We start from the raw sequence: 15,408 nt of genomic DNA, 5'->3' as shown, positions 1-15,408 counted from the left end.
TGGATTCCCGGGCAATGGGTGACGGGAAGCCGAAGTGTTCCTACGATTAGGCTCATGGAACCCACTGCAAATGCTGAACACATCAGAAGCCTGCACGAGCTGGTGGTCGGTAGTTCCGACATCCACGGGATTTTGAACGCGGTGACCGGCTTTGCCCGCGATGCGATGAGCAAGGTAGCAGGCGAAAACATCGACTGCGCTTTGACGCTGCGCCGGCGCAAGCGCACCGCCACAGTTGCCGGCAGCAGCGAGAGGGCCGTGCAGCTGGACAAAATCGAACAGGAACTTCAGCAGGGACCCTGTTTGGAAGCCCTCGACGCCGGGCATCCTGTGCTTCTGGCTGACGTCGCCACAGACACAAAATGGCCGCTTTACAGCAGAGCGCTCGCAGCTGAGGGCGTCCGCAGTGCGTTGGGCGTTCCCATGGACTTGGGCGAGACATCTCAAGCGGTCATCAACTTCTTTGCACCCACAGCGGGCATCTTTACGGATGCTGTGATTGCTGAAGCTACCGCCTTCGCCGATGTAGTGGGCAGCACGTTGCGTCTGGCCATCAGGATCGAAGCGGTGGAGCAGCTCAACGCCGACCTCAAGACGGCGATGTCCTCCAGAACAGTCATTGACCTCGCATGTGGTGTCATCATGGCCCAGAACCGTTGCAACCAGGACGAAGCCTTCAGCGTGCTGACCAAGGCGTCAAGCCACCGAAACCAAAAACTGCACGCCGTTGCCTCGGAAATCATCGCCAACCTCAGTGGCAGTACTGACAATCAGTTGCGCTTTGACGACTAGTTGCGCTCTGACGACTAGTGGTCAGTGCAAGCGGCCCCTTGCTTGCCGCCGCCAAGTGACGACGGCGGTCGCGGCGCACCGCCGTCGGGCTTGCGGGCAGGTGCGGTGGAAACTGTGGCAAGCCTGCGGGGCCTGGTGCGCCCCAGAAAGAGCGTGGCAAAAGGTGCAAGCAGCAGGAGCAGGCTAACAGTGCCCAACCCGGCGAGGCCTGCAACGAAGACCAAACCGGCCATGAACAGAAGGTGGATGTCCGACTGTTCCGTCAATGACAGGGTGGTTACGAAGGCCGGACTTTGAGATAGTTTCATATTTGCTCCTGCGGGGCGTCATTTACTCACTTTTCCTACTGCTGATGAGTGTTGTGAAAAGCCGGAAAGTGTCGGCAATTTTGGCGTGTTTCTTTGGAGCTGAAACTTTAGTCCGAATTCTGCATCACGTTTCCGCAGGTCAGAGCACATATCCAGTGCCCATGTCGTTGAATCGCGCACTGCGCCGTTGCCCTTTTCGGCCGCGTTGCGGTTCACCGACGGAGTTTGCAGTGGTGGGTGTGGCGGGTTCTGGGGCCCGCCCGGGGCGCCATCACTGCGTAAACCGGGCTAGTGCGGTCGGTCGTCTGAGTCGCGGCCGACCGCACGATCCGGTAGACTGCCGGATTGCGCAAACCTAGACTGACCGCATGGCGCACATCCAGCCCCGCATCCTCCGCGCTGTTTCCCTGGCATTCATTGCTGCCATCGTGATGGCAGGCTGCGCCGGAAGCGGCACCAGTCCTTTCGTCGGTGTCTGGGGTGACACCAGCGATTCCAAGCAACCCTCCCTGGACCTCACCTCAGATGGCAGTGCCACCGGAACAGATGGCTGCAACAGGCTCATGGGAACGTGGAAAGAGGACGGCAAGACCATCTCGTTCGGAGGTTTCGCGTCCACCCGCATGGCCTGCGAGGGCGTCGATACCTGGCTTTCGCAGGCCGCGACGGCCAAGATCCAGGAAGACGGAAAGTTGGCTGTGTTCGGCCAGGGCGGGGAGGTTATCGGGACGCTCGCTCCCGGCAAGTAACCGAAACCCGATTGGAGCCCGAGGCAGCGAACTATACGGAGTCCGGCTGGGTGTCTGCAGATTCCGGATCCGCGGTGCTGGAGGACAAGGGGTTCTCAATCTCGTCGGTCATCATGCGTGCTGCGAAGAGCGCCACGAAGGCCATGATGGGGCACACCAAACCGGCAACGAAGAAGATGAGCCAGATAGGAATTACCTCGGCCATGGGCCCGGCCAGCGCCATGGACACCGGCATCAAGGCCAGCGAAACGAAGAAGTCCAGGCTCGAAATCCGGCCCAGCAAATGCCGTGGCACCCGCCGTTGCAGCAGTGTCCCCCAAATGACCATGCCGACTCCCTCGGTGGCACCGAAGATCAGCATGGCGGCGCCGAGCACCCAGAAATTGTCCATGAATCCTATGGCGGCCACAGGGAGGCTACCCAAGCCCCACGTCACAACCATCACCGTCAGGTAGCGCCGGGGGAGGCGGACCGTTGCCGTGGCCAGCGCGGCCGCGGCGCTGCCTACCCCCATGACTGCCAGCAGGAAGCCGAACGTCCTCGAATCGCCGCCCAACTGATCGCGGACGACGAACGGCAGCAGGACCTCGATGGGGCCAATCAGGAAAAGCACGGACAGGCAGGCCCAGATCAAGGTCCACAGAAGCCACGGTGTGCGGATGGTATAGCTGAATCCCTCCCGAAGGTCCTTCAATAGTGAGGACTTGCCAGTCGCTGCAGCGTCCGGTCCAGCGTCACCCCAGCCTGGAGCGAGTGGCGCTTGACGGCTCAGGAGGTTCACCATCCCAAACGCCAGCAGGTGGCAAACGGCCACCCCGGCCACTGCATGGGCCGGGGACAGCACTGCCACCAGGATTCCCGCGATGGCCGGACCGGCCGCCTGCTGCAAAACCGGCCGAACTGTTCCTTCCAGGCCATTTGCCGCCAGGAGATCGTCGGCGGGCAGGATCCGCGGGAGCATGGCCGAATACGCGGGGAAGAAGAATGCCTGGCCCACACCTATGACGAAAGCACCCACGGCCAGATGCCACAGTTCAATGACATTGAACATGGCAAGCGCTGTGATGGTGGCAATGACAGCCAGATTGGCGCCCTCCACCGCGATGATCAGGAGCCGCTGCGGGAACCGGTCCGCCGCGATGCCACCGGCCAGGACGAAGCCCACCAACCCGATGCTGGCTGCGGTGGCCACCAAGGACAGTTCAAGCGGGCCACCGCCAAGGTGTATCACCTCATAAACCATCGCCACCGCCCACATACCGGAGCCGAAGATGGAAATGGACAGCGCGGAAATCAGCACCCGGAATTCCCGGTGTGCAAAGGGACGCAACGCTCTCAGCGAGGCCATTTCACTAGCCTAAACCTGTGTGTTGGTGGCGTGCCTGGCACCCCGGTTACCGAACCCGGGTCCGGGAGGAAACTCCAGTTAGGAAGCGCCCGACGGCGGCGCGTCGTCGTCGTCGATGTCCGCACCTTCTGCGGGGTCCTGGCTGTGCAAACCGGTATCGTGCGGAACCCAGCCTTCAGTTTCACCCTCCGCCGGTGTGTCGGCGTGGTGCCGGACGGCATGTTCGTTCCTGTCCGAGGCGTTCATAACGGATACTCCCTGTCCTTGATTGGACTGCTTCCGTGAGTGCATCCCAGTTTACGCCCGGAGGATGGTCGATGGGGGTCCGCTCTCCGCGGAATACTGTCCACATACGGCCTTTACCGTGTCTCGCAAAGCGAGGGCGTGGCATAGGCTGAAGCAAGCAGTTCCCCGTGAAACGACTAACTGCCAAGGAGAGGTGAAGATGCCCAAGCGCCCCAACCCGGCGGTGAAGATCGCCCAGGAAACAGCCCACAACGCAGTCTTTGACGCTGAAGGCAACACCAAGCCCGGAGTGCACAATGTGCTGCTGAAGGCTGTGGAAGTCCAGCGTCCCCTGGTCCTGGCAAACCTTCGCAGGCTTCAACGCCGGCACCCCAATGACTCACCGGCTCAGCTTGCCGCCAAACTGGAACGCCACTACCTGCTTGCCATCTCCGGCGGGGGTGCAGCGGTGGGAGCTACCGCCGTCGTGCCTGGTATTGGAACCGCAGCGTCGCTTGGACTATCCGCGCTCGCAACCGTGGGCTTCCTGGAGACCACCGCGCTCTATGCCTCATCCTTGGCGGAGCTGCACGGGATCCGGCTGACCGATCCCGTCCGTGCTCAAACCATGGTCATGGCCATCATGCTGGGAGAAGAGGGCACGTCCATGCTGGGTGCCCTGAGCGGCCAGTCGCTGGGTCGTGGCAAAGGAGTGACCAACGCATGGGGCCGGACGCTGACCAAGAAGATTCCAGGTAGTGGATTCGGCGTCATCCGCGACTCCATCCAGCGTGCGTTCCTGAAAAACCTCCTGAAACGGCAAGGTACCGCGTTCCTCGGGCGCGCCCTGCCGTTCGGCGTGGGCGCCGTGGTAGGTGGTGCAGGCAACCTGATGATGGGCCGGGCCGTGGTGTCCACAGCCAAGGAAGCATTCGGTCCGCTCCCGGATACCGTGCCGGGCGAGCTGCTCCCGAACGCACCAAAGAATGCCCTGAACACAACGCTGGAAGGCGGTAACGGTGGATCTGAACGCTGATCTGGGGGAGTCCTTTGGCTCCTGGACCATGGGAGACGACGCCTCGATGTTCCGCATCGTGAGCAGCGCCAACGTGGCCTGCGGCTTCCACGCCGGGGATCCCCTCACCATGCTGGACAGCTGCCGTGCAGCATTCGAACTGGATGTCCGCGTCGGCGCCCACGTGGGGTACAGGGACCTGGCTGGTTTCGGCCGGCGTTCCATGGACATGACCTTCGATGAGTTGTTCGGAGACGTCCTGTACCAACTGGGCGCCTTGGACGGCATGGCCCACGCGGTGGGAGCTTCAGTGGATTACGTGAAGCCCCACGGCGCGCTCTACAACAGGATCGTCCGCGACGCTGAGCAGGCCGAAGCCGTAGTGGCGGCCGTCCACGCCTACGATCCCGGGCTGCCGGTCCTGGGTTTGCCGGGGTCAGCGTGGCTTACCCTCGCTGAGGAATCCGGGCACCCGGTGTTCCGCGAAGCATTCGTTGACCGGGCCTATCTCCCGGACGGGACGCTGGTACCGCGTACTCAGGAAGGTGCCGTGCTGCATGACCCTGACGCCGTCGTTGCCCAGGCCGTGCGGCTCGCAACGCGCAAGGAAGTGCTGGCCATAGACGGAACAGTGGTGCCAGTGCAGGCCGATTCGCTGTGCATCCACGGCGATACGCCCGGCGCGGTGAACATGGCTGCTGCGGTTCGGGAGGGCTTGGAGAAGGCCGGCGTTGAGATTGAAGCGTTCGCATAAATCCGTGTCCGTAAACGTGTGACTGGGGAGGTCCGATGGGTGCGGTAGTGGTGGAGCCGGGATCGAGCACGCTGGTTCTGGGCCTGGAGAAGGTACTGGACCGCGCGTCCATGCATCTGGCCAATGCCTTGTTGGGTAACCCGGACGCTGCAGCCGGACTTGAGGTGCTGCTGGGTGGGCTGAAGCTGAGGTTCGTGACGGGCTCGGCCGTGGCGGTCACCGGCGCCGAGGGCATGGTGGCCCTCGGCGGCAAGGAACTTCCCCTGAACAAAGCGGTTCGTGTCCCTCCCGGAGCGGTGCTTGAGTTCGGCCCTGCCCTGTTTGGTCTCCGCTACTACGTGGGGGTCCAAGGCGGAATTTTGGCGCAAGGAGAGGTGGCGCAAGAAGAGGCGCTACGCGCTGGTGCGGCTCTGACGTTCGGGCGTCCGCTTGCCCATGGTTTCCCCGAGGTGAACCACCCCGCCCGGCGTGCTTTGGATCCGGAACGCCCGGTGGTGGTCAGGATTTCGCGCGGGCCGCAGGCAACGAACTTCGACGCCGGTACGTGGCTTCGATTGACCAGTGAACCCTGGATTCTCTCGCCGAAATCGGATCGGGTGGGTGCGCGGCTCGCTGGCCGACCACTTGACGGTGCTGCTGCTTCTTTGGATGCCGCTACGGAATCAGGCCAACCCCAACCGCGAATATCGGGCTCTGTCCTGCTGCCGCCGTCGGGCCTTCCTGTTGTTGCCCTGGCCGGCCACCCGGGTACTGCCGAGTCCCCGGTCATCGCAGTGGTCCGGGACGAGGACCTGGACCTGATCGGCCAAGCCAGGCCTGGACAAATGGTGCATCTTTTGGGCTGAGGGGGAAAGCTCAGCTCCGCCCACAGAACCGCGTCCGGGTGCCACAGCACATGTTCCCAATCAGGGTGCGTGGCATGGACGTGTCTCCCTTTAGAGTTTCTGCGCCAGCATGACCAGAATCCCGCTGGGGCCGCGAAGATACGTGAGCTTGTAGACGTCCTGGTAGTTCGCCACACCGCGCAGCGGGTGGCATCCGTGCTTGGCGGCTATCTCAAGGGCGTGGTCGATGTCGTCAACCGAGAAAGCCACGCGATGCATGCCGATCTCGTTGGGAAGGGTGGGATCTGTCTCTATCGCGTCAGGGTGCAGGTATTCGAAGAGCTCAAGTTGGCCCGTGCCGTCCGGGGTTTGGAGCACCGCGATTTTTGCGTGGTTGCCGTCCAACCCCACGGCGGTGTCGGCCCACTGACCGCTGACCGTATCCCGGCCCAAGACTGTGAGCCCCAGATCCGTGAAGAAGGCGATGGTTTCTTCGAGATCCCGAACCGCAATACCGACGTTTTCAAGTTTGATAGGCATGCGTTGAAGCTACCAAGGCAGACTTCATAGCTCCAGCGCCTTAGCCAAACAGCAGATGCGCCACAGTGAAGATCGCCAAGCCGGCCAGGGCGCCCACCACGGTTCCGTTGATGCGGATGTATTGGAGATCCTTGCCCACCTGAAGCTCGATCTTTTGCGATGTTTCCTCGGCGTCCCAGCGGGCTACGGTATCGGAGATGACGCCAGCGATGTCCGAGCGATACGTATTCACCAGGTACCCGGCAGCATCGCCAATCCAGGTGTTCACTTTGCCGGCCAGTTCGTCATCGTTGACCAGGCGCGTGCCGAAGTCGCGGACGGCACTCTTGAAGCGCTGGCTCAGTTCGCTGTGGGGATCGTCGACGGCGTTGAGCAGCGCAGTCTTTACCGTTCCCCACGTGCGGGACGCCAGTTCGCGGACCTCGGGGTCGCCAAGGATCTGTGCCTTGATGGACTCGGCACGCTCGATCATGGCGGGATCATGCTGCAGGTCCTGGGCCAGGTCTGCAAGGTAGGCGTCGATCGATTGCCGTACTTGGTGGTTTTGGTCCGCCTGCACAGCGCGAACAAATTTGGATAGTTCCACGTAAACCCGGTCACCAACCAGGCCGTCCACGAACGTCGGCACCCACAGGGGTGAGCGATCCGAGACGAGCCGGTTCACCGTTGCATGGTTGGCGTCCACCCAGTCGGCCGCACGGTCTACCAGGAGGTCAACCAAAGTGTGGTGGTGGCCGTCAGCGAAGATCCGTTCGGCCATGCGGCCCACGGGTGGTCCCCATGGCGGGGTGAGCAGGTGCTTGCGGACCATGCCCTCGATGACCGCCTGTACATCGTCGTCATTCAGTACGGTGAAGGCGCCACGGATCACCGCGCCGCCTTCCTTGGCTACGCGCTCTGCACCGCCGGGCGCTGACAACCAGGTGCCGGCTTTGCGTGCGATGTCGATGCTCGCCAACTTGTCCTGCACAACCTCCTGGGACAGGAAATTGCTTTCTACGAAGTCGCTGAGGGATTCGCCGATCTGATCCTTTCGGCGGGGAATGATTGCAGTGTGCGGAATCTTTAGGCCCATGGGGTACTTGAACAGGGCGGTGACGGCGAACCAGTCGGCCAAGGCGCCCACCATGCCGCCTTCGGCCGCCGCCCGGACGTATTCCAGCCACGGGTACTGCTTCTGGAACGCGAACGCCACCGTGAAGATCACCGCCATGGCGATCAGTAGTGCCAGGGCCAACCGTTTCATGCGGAGCAATGCTGCCGCTTTTTCCATGTCTCCTGTGGGGGGAGCGACGACGCCGGAAGCCCTGCGTGGGAGCACGGCGCCAGTGGTGGAATTGGGGTTGGTGAGGTCGTCGGTTGGGATTCGTTCAGAGTTCACCTGCATTAGCCCAGCGTAGCCCCCGAGCATGCAGCGGTGTGGGCTAACGTGTCTGCATGACTAGCGACGACTTCGCCCCAAGCCGGCCCAAGGTCTATGCACATCGCGGCGCCAGTGCTGCGTTTGCCGAGCACACCCGGGCCGCCTATCTGAAGGCCATTGCCGATGGCGCTGACGGCGTGGAGTGCGACATCCACCTGACCCGGGACCAGCATCTCGTCTTGCTCCACGACGCAGACCTGGACCGCACGTCCACCGGGACAGGTCCGGTTGCGGAGCGCACTCTTGAGGAGCTCCGCGCCTTGGACTTCTCCTCATGGAAGGGTGCGCGGATCCCTGAGGCTTATGGGGGTGTGTCGGATCAGTTCCTCACGTTGCCGGACCTGTTGGACATTTTGCGTGAGGCTGGACGCGAAATTGGCCTGGCCATTGAACTCAAACACCCGAGTCCCTACGGACTGAAACTTGAAGATCGTGTTCTTGCCCTGTTGGAAGAGGAGGGCTGGACGCCGGAGGAGTCACGGCTGGAAAACATCCACATCTCCTTCATGAGCTTCGACTCGGACTCGGTGGGGCGCCTGCTGGAGACCGTTCCCGGGAAGCACATCTGCCAGTTGGTGGACAATTTCACGGCGAAGGAAATTCGTGAGGAGTTTGGTCTGGGATTCTTCACCGGAGGGGCTGTTGCCAACGTCATGAGGGCAACTCAAGAGGATGCGGAGCGTGTACTGGATGAGGGCTTGGTAGGTATTGCGGGCCCTGGCATTGAATACGTCAGGGAGCATGCACGCAACGTTCAGCGCTGGTTGGAGGCCGGCCGCATCTTCCGGGTGTGGACCGTTGACTCGGAGAAGGACGTGGCCCTGTGTCAGGGACTCGGCATCCACGAGATCACCACCAACAAGCCGGCCCAGGTGCTCGCACAGTTGATGGTGTCCAAGTAGATCGCAGCAGAGCGCGTTTTGAGCGGTCAAAACGCGCTCTGCTGCGACTCAGTTGGGTCCGGCTTTGGGTGCCACCCCGCCTGTGATTGAGTGGTCTCATGTCTTTTCGCTGGTCAGCCCAAGCAACCCGAACCACCTCCGCAGTCGCTCTGAGCGCATTGCTTCTGGCCAGCGCCGCGAAGCACTTCCGCACGCCCAGGTTCTATTACCCGGTGGTTCCGGATTACCTGTGCCGCAAGGATGAGCCCGGCAGTCGTCCGAATGGCCCGCTGGCAGTAATGTCACGCGAGGAATGGATCGCGACGTCGGGCCTGCTTGAGGTGACTGCCGGCGTCGGCCTCCTGATCCCCGGCACCCGTAAGGTAGCCGCGGATGCCACTACAGCGATGTTCACTGCATTCCTTGCGGGGCATATAGATGCTCTGCGACGCGCCTACGGTCCGAAGGGCACGGCCGCCGAACGGCGTATCCACACACTCCGCTTGCCTCTGCAGATTCCGCTCATCCTGTGGTCCTGGAGCCTGCGGAAATGAGCAGCAGTGCTCTTCCTATGAGGCTCAAGGACTCCCCGGCCTTCAAGGTGGCGCTGTCCCTGAGCATTGCGACCGGCCTCTACGGGGTGTCTTTCGGTGCCCTGTCGGTGGCGTCGGGGTTTGATTTCTGGCAGACGATGGTGCTGAGCCTCCTGCTATTCAGCGGCGGTTCGCAGTTCGCCTTCATTGGCGTGGTTGCCGGCGGCGGCTCCGGAGTTGCGGCCATGACAGCCAGCGCGTTGCTGGGTCTTCGCAACGGCATTTACGGAATGCAGATCAACGCCATGCTCCGCCCCAGCGGGTGGAAACGTTACGTTTCCGCGCACATCACCATAGATGAATCGACGGCGACGGCGTCCGGTCAGTCGGATCCCGACGAGCAACGACGCGGGTTCTGGACAGCCGGAATCGGAATATTCATCTTGTGGAATATTTTTACGGCCATTGGTGCGTTGGCTGGTGACGCCATGGGTGATCCCAAACAGTGGGGCTTGGATGGGGCTGCCGTTGCGGCGTTCCTGGCTCTGTTGTGGCCACGCTTGAAGGGACGCGAACCCTGGGCGATCGCCGCTGCCTGTGCGCTTGCGACTATCCTGGCCGTGCCGTTTGTTCCTTCGGGTGTTCCCATTCTGGTGGCCGCAGTTGTGGCCGGAGTGATCGGCTGGTTCAGCCACGCACGTTTGGATGAAGGTCTGGAACCGGACGTGGATCCGTATGCGGAGAAGCACCAGCGCGGGGGCGGAAAATGAACCTCTGGCTGTGGATCCTCATTGCCTGTGCGCTGGCGTATCTGACCAAGCTGGTGGGCTACTTCGTGCCGGCCAAGTTACTGGAGAGCCCGAGGATCATGCACGTCGCCGGCACCATGACCATTGGCTTGCTGGCATCCCTGACCGTGGTGAACGCCGTGGCGTCGGGACAAGGCCTGGTCCTCGATGCCCGCATGGGCGCCTTGGTTGCTGCCGCCGTCGCGCTGTGGCTGCGCGCGCCGTTCCTCGTCGTCGTGATTTCAGGTGCAGCAGCCGCAGCATTGCTGCGGCTGCTGGGCTGGGGGTAGAACGCGGTTAGTGTACTTCGGTCAGCGTCACGCCGGGTATGGCTGACTGTTCCGGAAGGGGCCGGGACGGCCGCTCGGTCCGGATAGCGTCTTCAATCAATGCCACGGGACGCTTCCACGCTGCTGATCCCGGTTCCATGGTGTCCACGGCGCCGATCAGCATGGCGACGAGCCGGACCATGTCCTCAATGGTGATATCGCGCCGCAGGGAGCCTTGGTCCTGACCGCGCTTGAGGAGGAATTCCATGGAACCGATGATGCCTCGGGTGATTCCAATCAGGAGCCCGCGTCTGCCGGCAACGGCGCCAAGAAGGTTCGCGTCCTCGCTCGCTACCTGCATCACGGCGTCGATGACTTTGATGAGTCCTTCGGCAGCGTCCATACCTTGCGCTGCTTCAGCGGCTACCGGGTCTACGTGCAGCCGCAATTGACGTGAGAGTGCTGCGAGCACCAGTTGCTCTTTGTCTGAGAAGTTGCGGAACAGCGTTGCGGGGCCAACTCCAGCGGTGGCGGCAATGGTCTGAAGCGGTACTTCCGGGCCGTGTTCCCGGAAGCACTGCCGGGCGGCGGTGATGATTTTGTCCACGTTTCGTGCGGCGTCGGCCCTGAGGGGCTTGCGTTCAGAGGGCTGTTCCATGATTGTCAGGGTAGCAATGGAGCGCCTCGGGTCCGTTGTTACGCGGGAGTACGTTCTTATATGACAAACCGGTACATGAAACACTGGATTTCATGTTGCTTGCATTTTCAGTCGCCCCTTCGGGCCAGCCCGCTTCCGCCGCCAACGGGGGACCAACCCCTGACGCTTCCGTGCACGACGCCGTCGCTGCCGCGGTCAGGATTGTCCGCGAGTCAGGTTTGCCCAACCACACGGACTCCATGTTCACCACAATCGAAGGCGAATGGGACGAGGTTTTCGACGTCGTCAAGCGCGCCACCGAGGCGGTTGGCCGCTACGGCAGCCGCGTCTCCCTGGTCATCAAGGCAGACATCCGGCCCGGCTACAGCGGTGAGCTGACCGGCAAGGTTGAACGGCTCGAAGAGGCTATTTCCGCCACGGAATAGATCCTTCCCCCAAGGTGCGGTGAGTGCCAGACTGGGGGCCATGATTGAACACGTAACCGAGCCAGGCTGGGTTGACGTCGAACGTTACCTCACTGACGTCGTCGTTCGTCCTGATCCTGCGCATCAGCGCGCCGTGACATCCGCCGTGGAGGCCGGCATGCCGGCAATCGAAGTCGCCCCCAACGCGGGAAAGCTCCTCCGGATGCTCGTGCAGATGTCCGGTGCAAGGCGGGTGCTGGAGATCGGGACCCTGGCAGGGTTCAGCAGTATGTGGATGGCACAGGGGCTGCCCGACGACGGCAGGATAGTGACGTGCGAATTCCTCCAAAAGCACGCGGACGTCGCACGCGCCAACCTTGATGCCGCCGGTGTGGGCCACAAGGTGGATATCCGGGTGGGCGCTGCCCTGGACACCCTTCCCACCTTGGCGGGGCAGGAAGCGTTCGACTTCGTTTTCATTGACGCCGACAAAGAGAACGACTCCAACTACCTCGACTGGGCTATCCGCTTGGGGCGCTCAGGCACGGTGATTGTGGTGGACAACGTCATCTGGGACGGGGCCATCCTGGAGCCTGCACGTGACCCCGATAACGCGCCGGGCATCGTGGCGATGCTGGAAAAGATGGGCCAGGATCCGCGCCTCGATGCCACGGCCATCCAGACGGTCGGCAGCAAGGGCTGGGACGGCTTCGCGATAGCCAGGGTGCGGTAGCCGATGGATTTCACGATTCGCCCGGCAACGGTTGACGATGCCGAGGCCATGGCCCACATGCACGTCCAGTCGTGGAAGGAGAGTTACGGGCACTTGCTGCCTCCGGAGTTCTTCGAGAAGCAGGAAGCGGCACTGCCGGACCGCATCGAACGGTACCGGGCGTTCATCGCTGCGGGCCACACCCGGATGTTGGCCCATGACCCCGACGGCCACTTGGTGGGCCTTGGCGCCGCAGGTCCCGGACAAGACGAGGACGGACCATGCGAACGGGAGCTGTTCATGCTTTACACCTTGGAAAGCGTTCATGGACGGGGTGTGGGGCAGGCGTTGGTGAAGGCCTTGATCGGCGACGGACCTGCTTACCTGTGGGTGTTGGATGACAACCCTCGCGCCCAGGCTTTTTATCGGCGCAACGGTTTTGTGCCGGACGGAAAGCGCCAACTCTGCGACCCGTCCTGGTACTCCCTGCCGGAACATCGGATGGTGCGTCCCGGCGTCGTGTCTTAGCGGGAATCACATCCGCCCAAGCTGTTCCCACAGCTGACCCATATGGATATGGTGATCACGGGCGGTGCGGCTGAAGATCGCCCGGGTTGAAAGCGGGCGCCGAAATCGGAGCCTGAGTACGCCATTCGATTCTCGGGAGGAAGCATGACTGATCCAGAGCAGGATCCAAACCAGCAGGAAGGCCCCGCGGATGGTGGCGCGGCTGGCGTCCCCGGCACTCACGACGGCGGTGCTGATGGTGGTGCCGACGGCGGTGCCGATGGCGGTGCTGAAGGCCCCGCGGACGGTGGCGCGGCTGGCGTCCCCGGCACTCACGACGGCGGTGCTGACGGTGGTGCCGATGGCGGTGCTGAAGGCCCCGCGGACGGTGGCGCGGCTGGCGTCCCCGGCACTCACGACGGCGGTGCTGACGGTGGTGCCGACGGCGGCGCTGACGGCGGTGCCGATGGCGGCGCCGAACAACAGGGCAGCTGAATTTGAGCTCTACCAGCACTGATTTCCCGGGGCCCGGCGCCGTGAAGGGCGCCGGGGTCCTGGAAACACGACTGATTGACGTCGGCCTCGAAAAGTTTGCCGGCAACGTCTGGGGGCGCACCGCGCTGCTTAGCCGCGGTGTCAGCGACTTCTCCGACGTGTTTTCTGCCGGCGCCGTTGACGAACTGATTTCGCGTCGCGGTCTGCGCACCCCTTTTCTTCGGGTAGCCAAGGGCGGCTCCACGCTTCCCGAATCCTCTTTCACGTCCCCGGCGGGCGTTGGGGCCACCATCTCGGACCAGCTTGATGACACCGCCCTGTGGCGCAAATTTTCTGACGGAGCCACCCTTGTTCTGCAGGCGTTGCATCGAACGTGGGATCCAGTTTCACGCTTCAGCGCTCAGTTGAGCACCGAGTTGGGGCATCCTGTGCAGGCCAACGCTTACATCACGCCGCCTCAGAACCGCGGTTTCGACGACCACTACGATGTTCACGACGTTTTCGTCCTGCAGATCGAAGGAACCAAGCGCTGGATTATCCACGAGCCTGTCCACGTGGACCCGTTGCGTAGCCAGCCGTGGACCGATCGCCGCTCGGACGTCGTCGAGGCTGCTCAAGGCCCCGCTTACATTGACACGGTCCTCGAGCCCGGCGATGTCCTTTATCTCCCGCGTGGTTGGTTGCATGCGGCTCAGGCACAGGGCGAAGTTTCGATTCACCTCACGTTGGGAGTCCACACGTGGACTCGCCATGCGCTGGCCGAACAGCTCGCGCAGGCCGCGCTTGCTGCGCTGTGCGATGACCCGGAGATGCGCGGATCTTTGCCCCTGGGCGTGGATGGACCCGAGGGGGAACTCGCTGCTATCCGTGAACGCCTTGCCGCCGCCGTGCTTGAGGCTGATACCAGCTCCCAGTTCCAGCGCGCACGGAGGGGGCAGGGGCGTCCGGCCCCGCTTGGTCCGGTGGCCCAGCTCGCAGCTGTTCAGCGCCTCGGGCCAGGGTCGCTGATTCGACTCCGGGACGCGTTGGAAGCCCGGCTCGAGGGCTCGCGGCTGAATACCCGCGTGGGGTGGCTCGACTTCCCCGAGGCCGATTTGCCGTCCGTGAAACGCCTGCTGGACGGAGGAGAGCACCTGGCAGAGGATCTAGGGGTTGAACTCGTGGAAAGGCTGTTGCGCGCAGGAGTCCTCGTCCCCGCTGAGCATTGATATTGATGAACATTGATATTGATGAACAGGGACGGTGAGCCGTGATGTCCCCGGTGGCTGCAACTCCAGGTTTCTTCTGTGCCAACAGCGCCCGCGTGCGCGGCGACTCGATGGCAGGCACGGCGTCACCGGGCACGGTCTGGGTCCTCATAGAGCATCGGGCCGGATGGCCGCCCAGTGGTTTCGAAGGCCTTGATCTTGAGGCCGGAACCAAAGCCCTCGTTTCCACGGCAGCCCGGACGGCTGGTGCAAGGGTCCTCTTAGTGCGACGTCCAGGCCCCCGCCCGCGGCACGGTCCAAAACGTTGGGCAGTATTGCGTTATGAGAGCTCCGGCGCCCATCGGCAGCTCTGGGGATCGTGGGAGCAGGATGCGGACCTCGCGGGGATCGTTCCTGCATTGGCATCCCCCGGAGACCCTGGACTCCCGCCGGTCATCCTGATCTGCGCGCATGGCCGGCATGATCCCTGTTGCGCAGTGCGTGGCCGGCCGGTGGGGCGTGCGCTGGGCGAGCGTTGGCCGGACCTGGTGTGGGAGTGCTCCCATGTTGGCGGTGACAGGTTCGCTGCGAACGCCGTGCTGGCTCCGGACGGTGTGTATTACGGAGGTCTGGACGCCGAGTCGTCCGTAGCCACGATTGAGAGTCATTTCTCCGATCGCATCCACGCAGAGTATTTGCGCGGGTACACGGACCTTTCCCCGGTGCAACAAGCGGCCATTGTGGCCGTGCTGGCCCGTTTCGGTCCTGCCGGCCGGCACCACTATGTGGTCACGGAAACCGTGCGCGACGGCGAACTGTGGCGTGTTCAGATCACCGGCAGGCCGCCCCGCCCGGCGAATATCACGGTGGACCTGCTGGCCCGCCGCTCCGTGCCGAGCCAGCTCACGTGCTTGGCGCCGTCGACGGGTTCTGTTGTGGTTTACGAGCCGACGTCAGTCCGGTCTGCCTGACGAAACGGCCGTCAGCCTCTCCCTG

The 15,408-nt window shown here is 62.9% G+C and carries 22 protein-coding genes; 14 read left to right on the top strand and 8 right to left on the bottom strand.

The annotated features are described in order from the left end of the window. The first annotated feature begins 54 nt into the window (after positions 1–54). Complete coding sequence (locus EU811_RS02825; protein ID WP_142936986.1) at positions 55–792, top strand: GAF and ANTAR domain-containing protein; 738 nt, start codon at positions 55–57, stop codon at positions 790–792. A gap of 14 nt (positions 793–806) precedes the next feature. On the opposite strand, the gene EU811_RS02820 is transcribed toward EU811_RS02825, so the two are convergent. Further along, a complete protein-coding gene (locus tag EU811_RS02820; RefSeq protein WP_142936985.1) occupies positions 807–1,100 on the bottom strand; it encodes a hypothetical protein in 294 nt (97 codons plus the stop codon). Positions 1,101–1,118: 18 nt separating this feature from the next. Then, positions 1,119–1,316 carry a hypothetical protein gene (locus EU811_RS24065; protein ID WP_238703276.1) on the bottom strand — a complete coding sequence of 66 codons (198 nt, stop codon included), beginning with the start codon at positions 1,314–1,316 and terminating at the stop codon, positions 1,119–1,121. Positions 1,317–1,468: 152 nt separating this feature from the next. Here EU811_RS24065 and EU811_RS02815 point away from each other — a divergent pair, with 152 nt between their 5' ends. Continuing rightward, positions 1,469–1,849 carry an META domain-containing protein gene (locus tag EU811_RS02815; RefSeq protein WP_142936984.1) on the top strand — a complete coding sequence of 127 codons (381 nt, stop codon included), beginning with the start codon at positions 1,469–1,471 and terminating at the stop codon, positions 1,847–1,849. Between the two features lie 31 nt (positions 1,850–1,880). On the opposite strand, the gene EU811_RS02810 is transcribed toward EU811_RS02815, so the two are convergent. Together EU811_RS02810 and EU811_RS23730 are read right to left on the bottom strand one after the other, a co-directional pair. Further along, positions 1,881–3,197, bottom strand: a complete 1,317-nt coding sequence (locus tag EU811_RS02810) for an MFS transporter (RefSeq protein WP_142936983.1) — start codon at positions 3,195–3,197, stop codon at positions 1,881–1,883. Positions 3,198–3,275: 78 nt separating this feature from the next. Further along, complete coding sequence (locus EU811_RS23730) at positions 3,276–3,443, bottom strand: hypothetical protein (RefSeq protein WP_165450140.1); 168 nt, start codon at positions 3,441–3,443, stop codon at positions 3,276–3,278. A gap of 199 nt (positions 3,444–3,642) precedes the next feature. On the opposite strand from EU811_RS23730, the gene EU811_RS02805 reads away from it, so the two are divergent. From EU811_RS02805 to EU811_RS02795, 3 genes are read left to right on the top strand one after another with little or no spacing between them, the layout of a single operon-like run. Continuing rightward, positions 3,643–4,458 (top strand): hypothetical protein, encoded by an 816-nt coding sequence (locus EU811_RS02805; protein ID WP_142936982.1) that lies wholly within the window; start codon positions 3,643–3,645, stop codon positions 4,456–4,458. Next, entirely contained in the window at positions 4,442–5,191 is a 750-nt protein-coding gene (locus tag EU811_RS02800) for a LamB/YcsF family protein (RefSeq protein ID WP_142936981.1), read from the top strand. Before EU811_RS02805 ends, EU811_RS02800 begins: the two co-directional genes overlap by 17 nt. Before the next feature lie 35 nt (positions 5,192–5,226). Continuing rightward, positions 5,227–6,036: a 5-oxoprolinase subunit C family protein gene (locus tag EU811_RS02795; protein WP_142936980.1), complete on the top strand. Its 810-nt coding sequence runs from the start codon at positions 5,227–5,229 to the stop codon at positions 6,034–6,036. 90 nt (positions 6,037–6,126) lie between these two features. Here the strand turns inward: EU811_RS02795 and EU811_RS02790 are convergent, their stop codons facing one another. Together EU811_RS02790 and EU811_RS02785 are read right to left on the bottom strand one after the other, a co-directional pair. Next, complete coding sequence (locus tag EU811_RS02790; protein WP_142936979.1) at positions 6,127–6,555, bottom strand: VOC family protein; 429 nt, start codon at positions 6,553–6,555, stop codon at positions 6,127–6,129. A gap of 40 nt (positions 6,556–6,595) precedes the next feature. After that, positions 6,596–7,942 carry a DUF445 domain-containing protein gene (locus EU811_RS02785; RefSeq protein ID WP_142936978.1) on the bottom strand — a complete coding sequence of 449 codons (1,347 nt, stop codon included), beginning with the start codon at positions 7,940–7,942 and terminating at the stop codon, positions 6,596–6,598. Between the two features lie 50 nt (positions 7,943–7,992). On the opposite strand from EU811_RS02785, the gene EU811_RS02780 reads away from it, so the two are divergent. The 4 genes from EU811_RS02780 (at position 7,993) to EU811_RS02765 (ending at position 10,470) form a co-directional block, all read left to right on the top strand. Beyond that, entirely contained in the window at positions 7,993–8,880 is an 888-nt protein-coding gene (locus EU811_RS02780) for a glycerophosphodiester phosphodiesterase family protein (protein WP_142936977.1), read from the top strand. 98 nt (positions 8,881–8,978) lie between these two features. Further along, complete coding sequence (locus EU811_RS02775; protein WP_142936976.1) at positions 8,979–9,413, top strand: DoxX family protein; 435 nt, start codon at positions 8,979–8,981, stop codon at positions 9,411–9,413. A 17-nt stretch (positions 9,414–9,430) separates the two neighbouring features. After that, positions 9,431–10,162 carry an AzlC family ABC transporter permease gene (locus tag EU811_RS02770; RefSeq protein WP_446698036.1) on the top strand — a complete coding sequence of 244 codons (732 nt, stop codon included), beginning with the start codon at positions 9,431–9,433 and terminating at the stop codon, positions 10,160–10,162. Next, positions 10,159–10,470, top strand: coding sequence for an AzlD domain-containing protein (locus EU811_RS02765; RefSeq protein WP_142936974.1), 312 nt, complete (start codon positions 10,159–10,161; stop codon positions 10,468–10,470). The genes EU811_RS02770 and EU811_RS02765 overlap by 4 nt, the downstream gene beginning before the upstream one ends. A 7-nt stretch (positions 10,471–10,477) precedes the next feature. On the opposite strand, the gene EU811_RS02760 is transcribed toward EU811_RS02765, so the two are convergent. Next, entirely contained in the window at positions 10,478–11,107 is a 630-nt protein-coding gene (locus EU811_RS02760; RefSeq protein ID WP_142936973.1) for a TetR/AcrR family transcriptional regulator, read from the bottom strand. A gap of 92 nt (positions 11,108–11,199) precedes the next feature. Here EU811_RS02760 and EU811_RS02755 point away from each other — a divergent pair, with 92 nt between their 5' ends. Genes EU811_RS02755 through EU811_RS02745 form a run of 3 tightly spaced genes read left to right on the top strand, consistent with a single transcriptional unit; the run spans position 11,200 to position 12,751 of the window. Next, entirely contained in the window at positions 11,200–11,532 is a 333-nt protein-coding gene (locus tag EU811_RS02755; protein WP_142936972.1) for a thiamine-binding protein, read from the top strand. Between the two features lie 40 nt (positions 11,533–11,572). Continuing rightward, positions 11,573–12,244 carry an O-methyltransferase gene (locus tag EU811_RS02750; protein WP_142936971.1) on the top strand — a complete coding sequence of 224 codons (672 nt, stop codon included), beginning with the start codon at positions 11,573–11,575 and terminating at the stop codon, positions 12,242–12,244. A gap of 3 nt (positions 12,245–12,247) precedes the next feature. Then, on the top strand, positions 12,248–12,751 hold the full coding sequence (locus EU811_RS02745) for a GNAT family N-acetyltransferase (RefSeq protein WP_142936970.1): 504 nt from the start codon (positions 12,248–12,250) through the stop codon (positions 12,749–12,751). A gap of 6 nt (positions 12,752–12,757) precedes the next feature. Here EU811_RS02745 and EU811_RS23865 read toward each other — a convergent pair whose 3' ends face one another. Beyond that, entirely contained in the window at positions 12,758–13,213 is a 456-nt protein-coding gene (locus tag EU811_RS23865) for a hypothetical protein (protein ID WP_187697065.1), read from the bottom strand. Between the two features lie 14 nt (positions 13,214–13,227). Here EU811_RS23865 and EU811_RS02735 point away from each other — a divergent pair, with 14 nt between their 5' ends. Together EU811_RS02735 and EU811_RS02730 are read left to right on the top strand one after the other, a co-directional pair. Continuing rightward, entirely contained in the window at positions 13,228–14,433 is a 1,206-nt protein-coding gene (locus EU811_RS02735; RefSeq protein WP_446698033.1) for a cupin domain-containing protein, read from the top strand. Positions 14,434–14,543: 110 nt separating this feature from the next. Then, positions 14,544–15,383 (top strand): sucrase ferredoxin, encoded by an 840-nt coding sequence (locus tag EU811_RS02730; RefSeq protein ID WP_142937118.1) that lies wholly within the window; start codon positions 14,544–14,546, stop codon positions 15,381–15,383. The last annotated feature ends 25 nt before the right edge of the window (positions 15,384–15,408 follow it).

This window comes from Arthrobacter sp. TS-15 (assembly GCF_006964045.1).
GTDB lineage: Bacteria > Actinomycetota > Actinomycetes > Actinomycetales > Micrococcaceae > Arthrobacter.
Note: the sequence above shows the minus strand (reverse complement) of the source record. Positions and strands in the feature narration are given on the sequence as shown.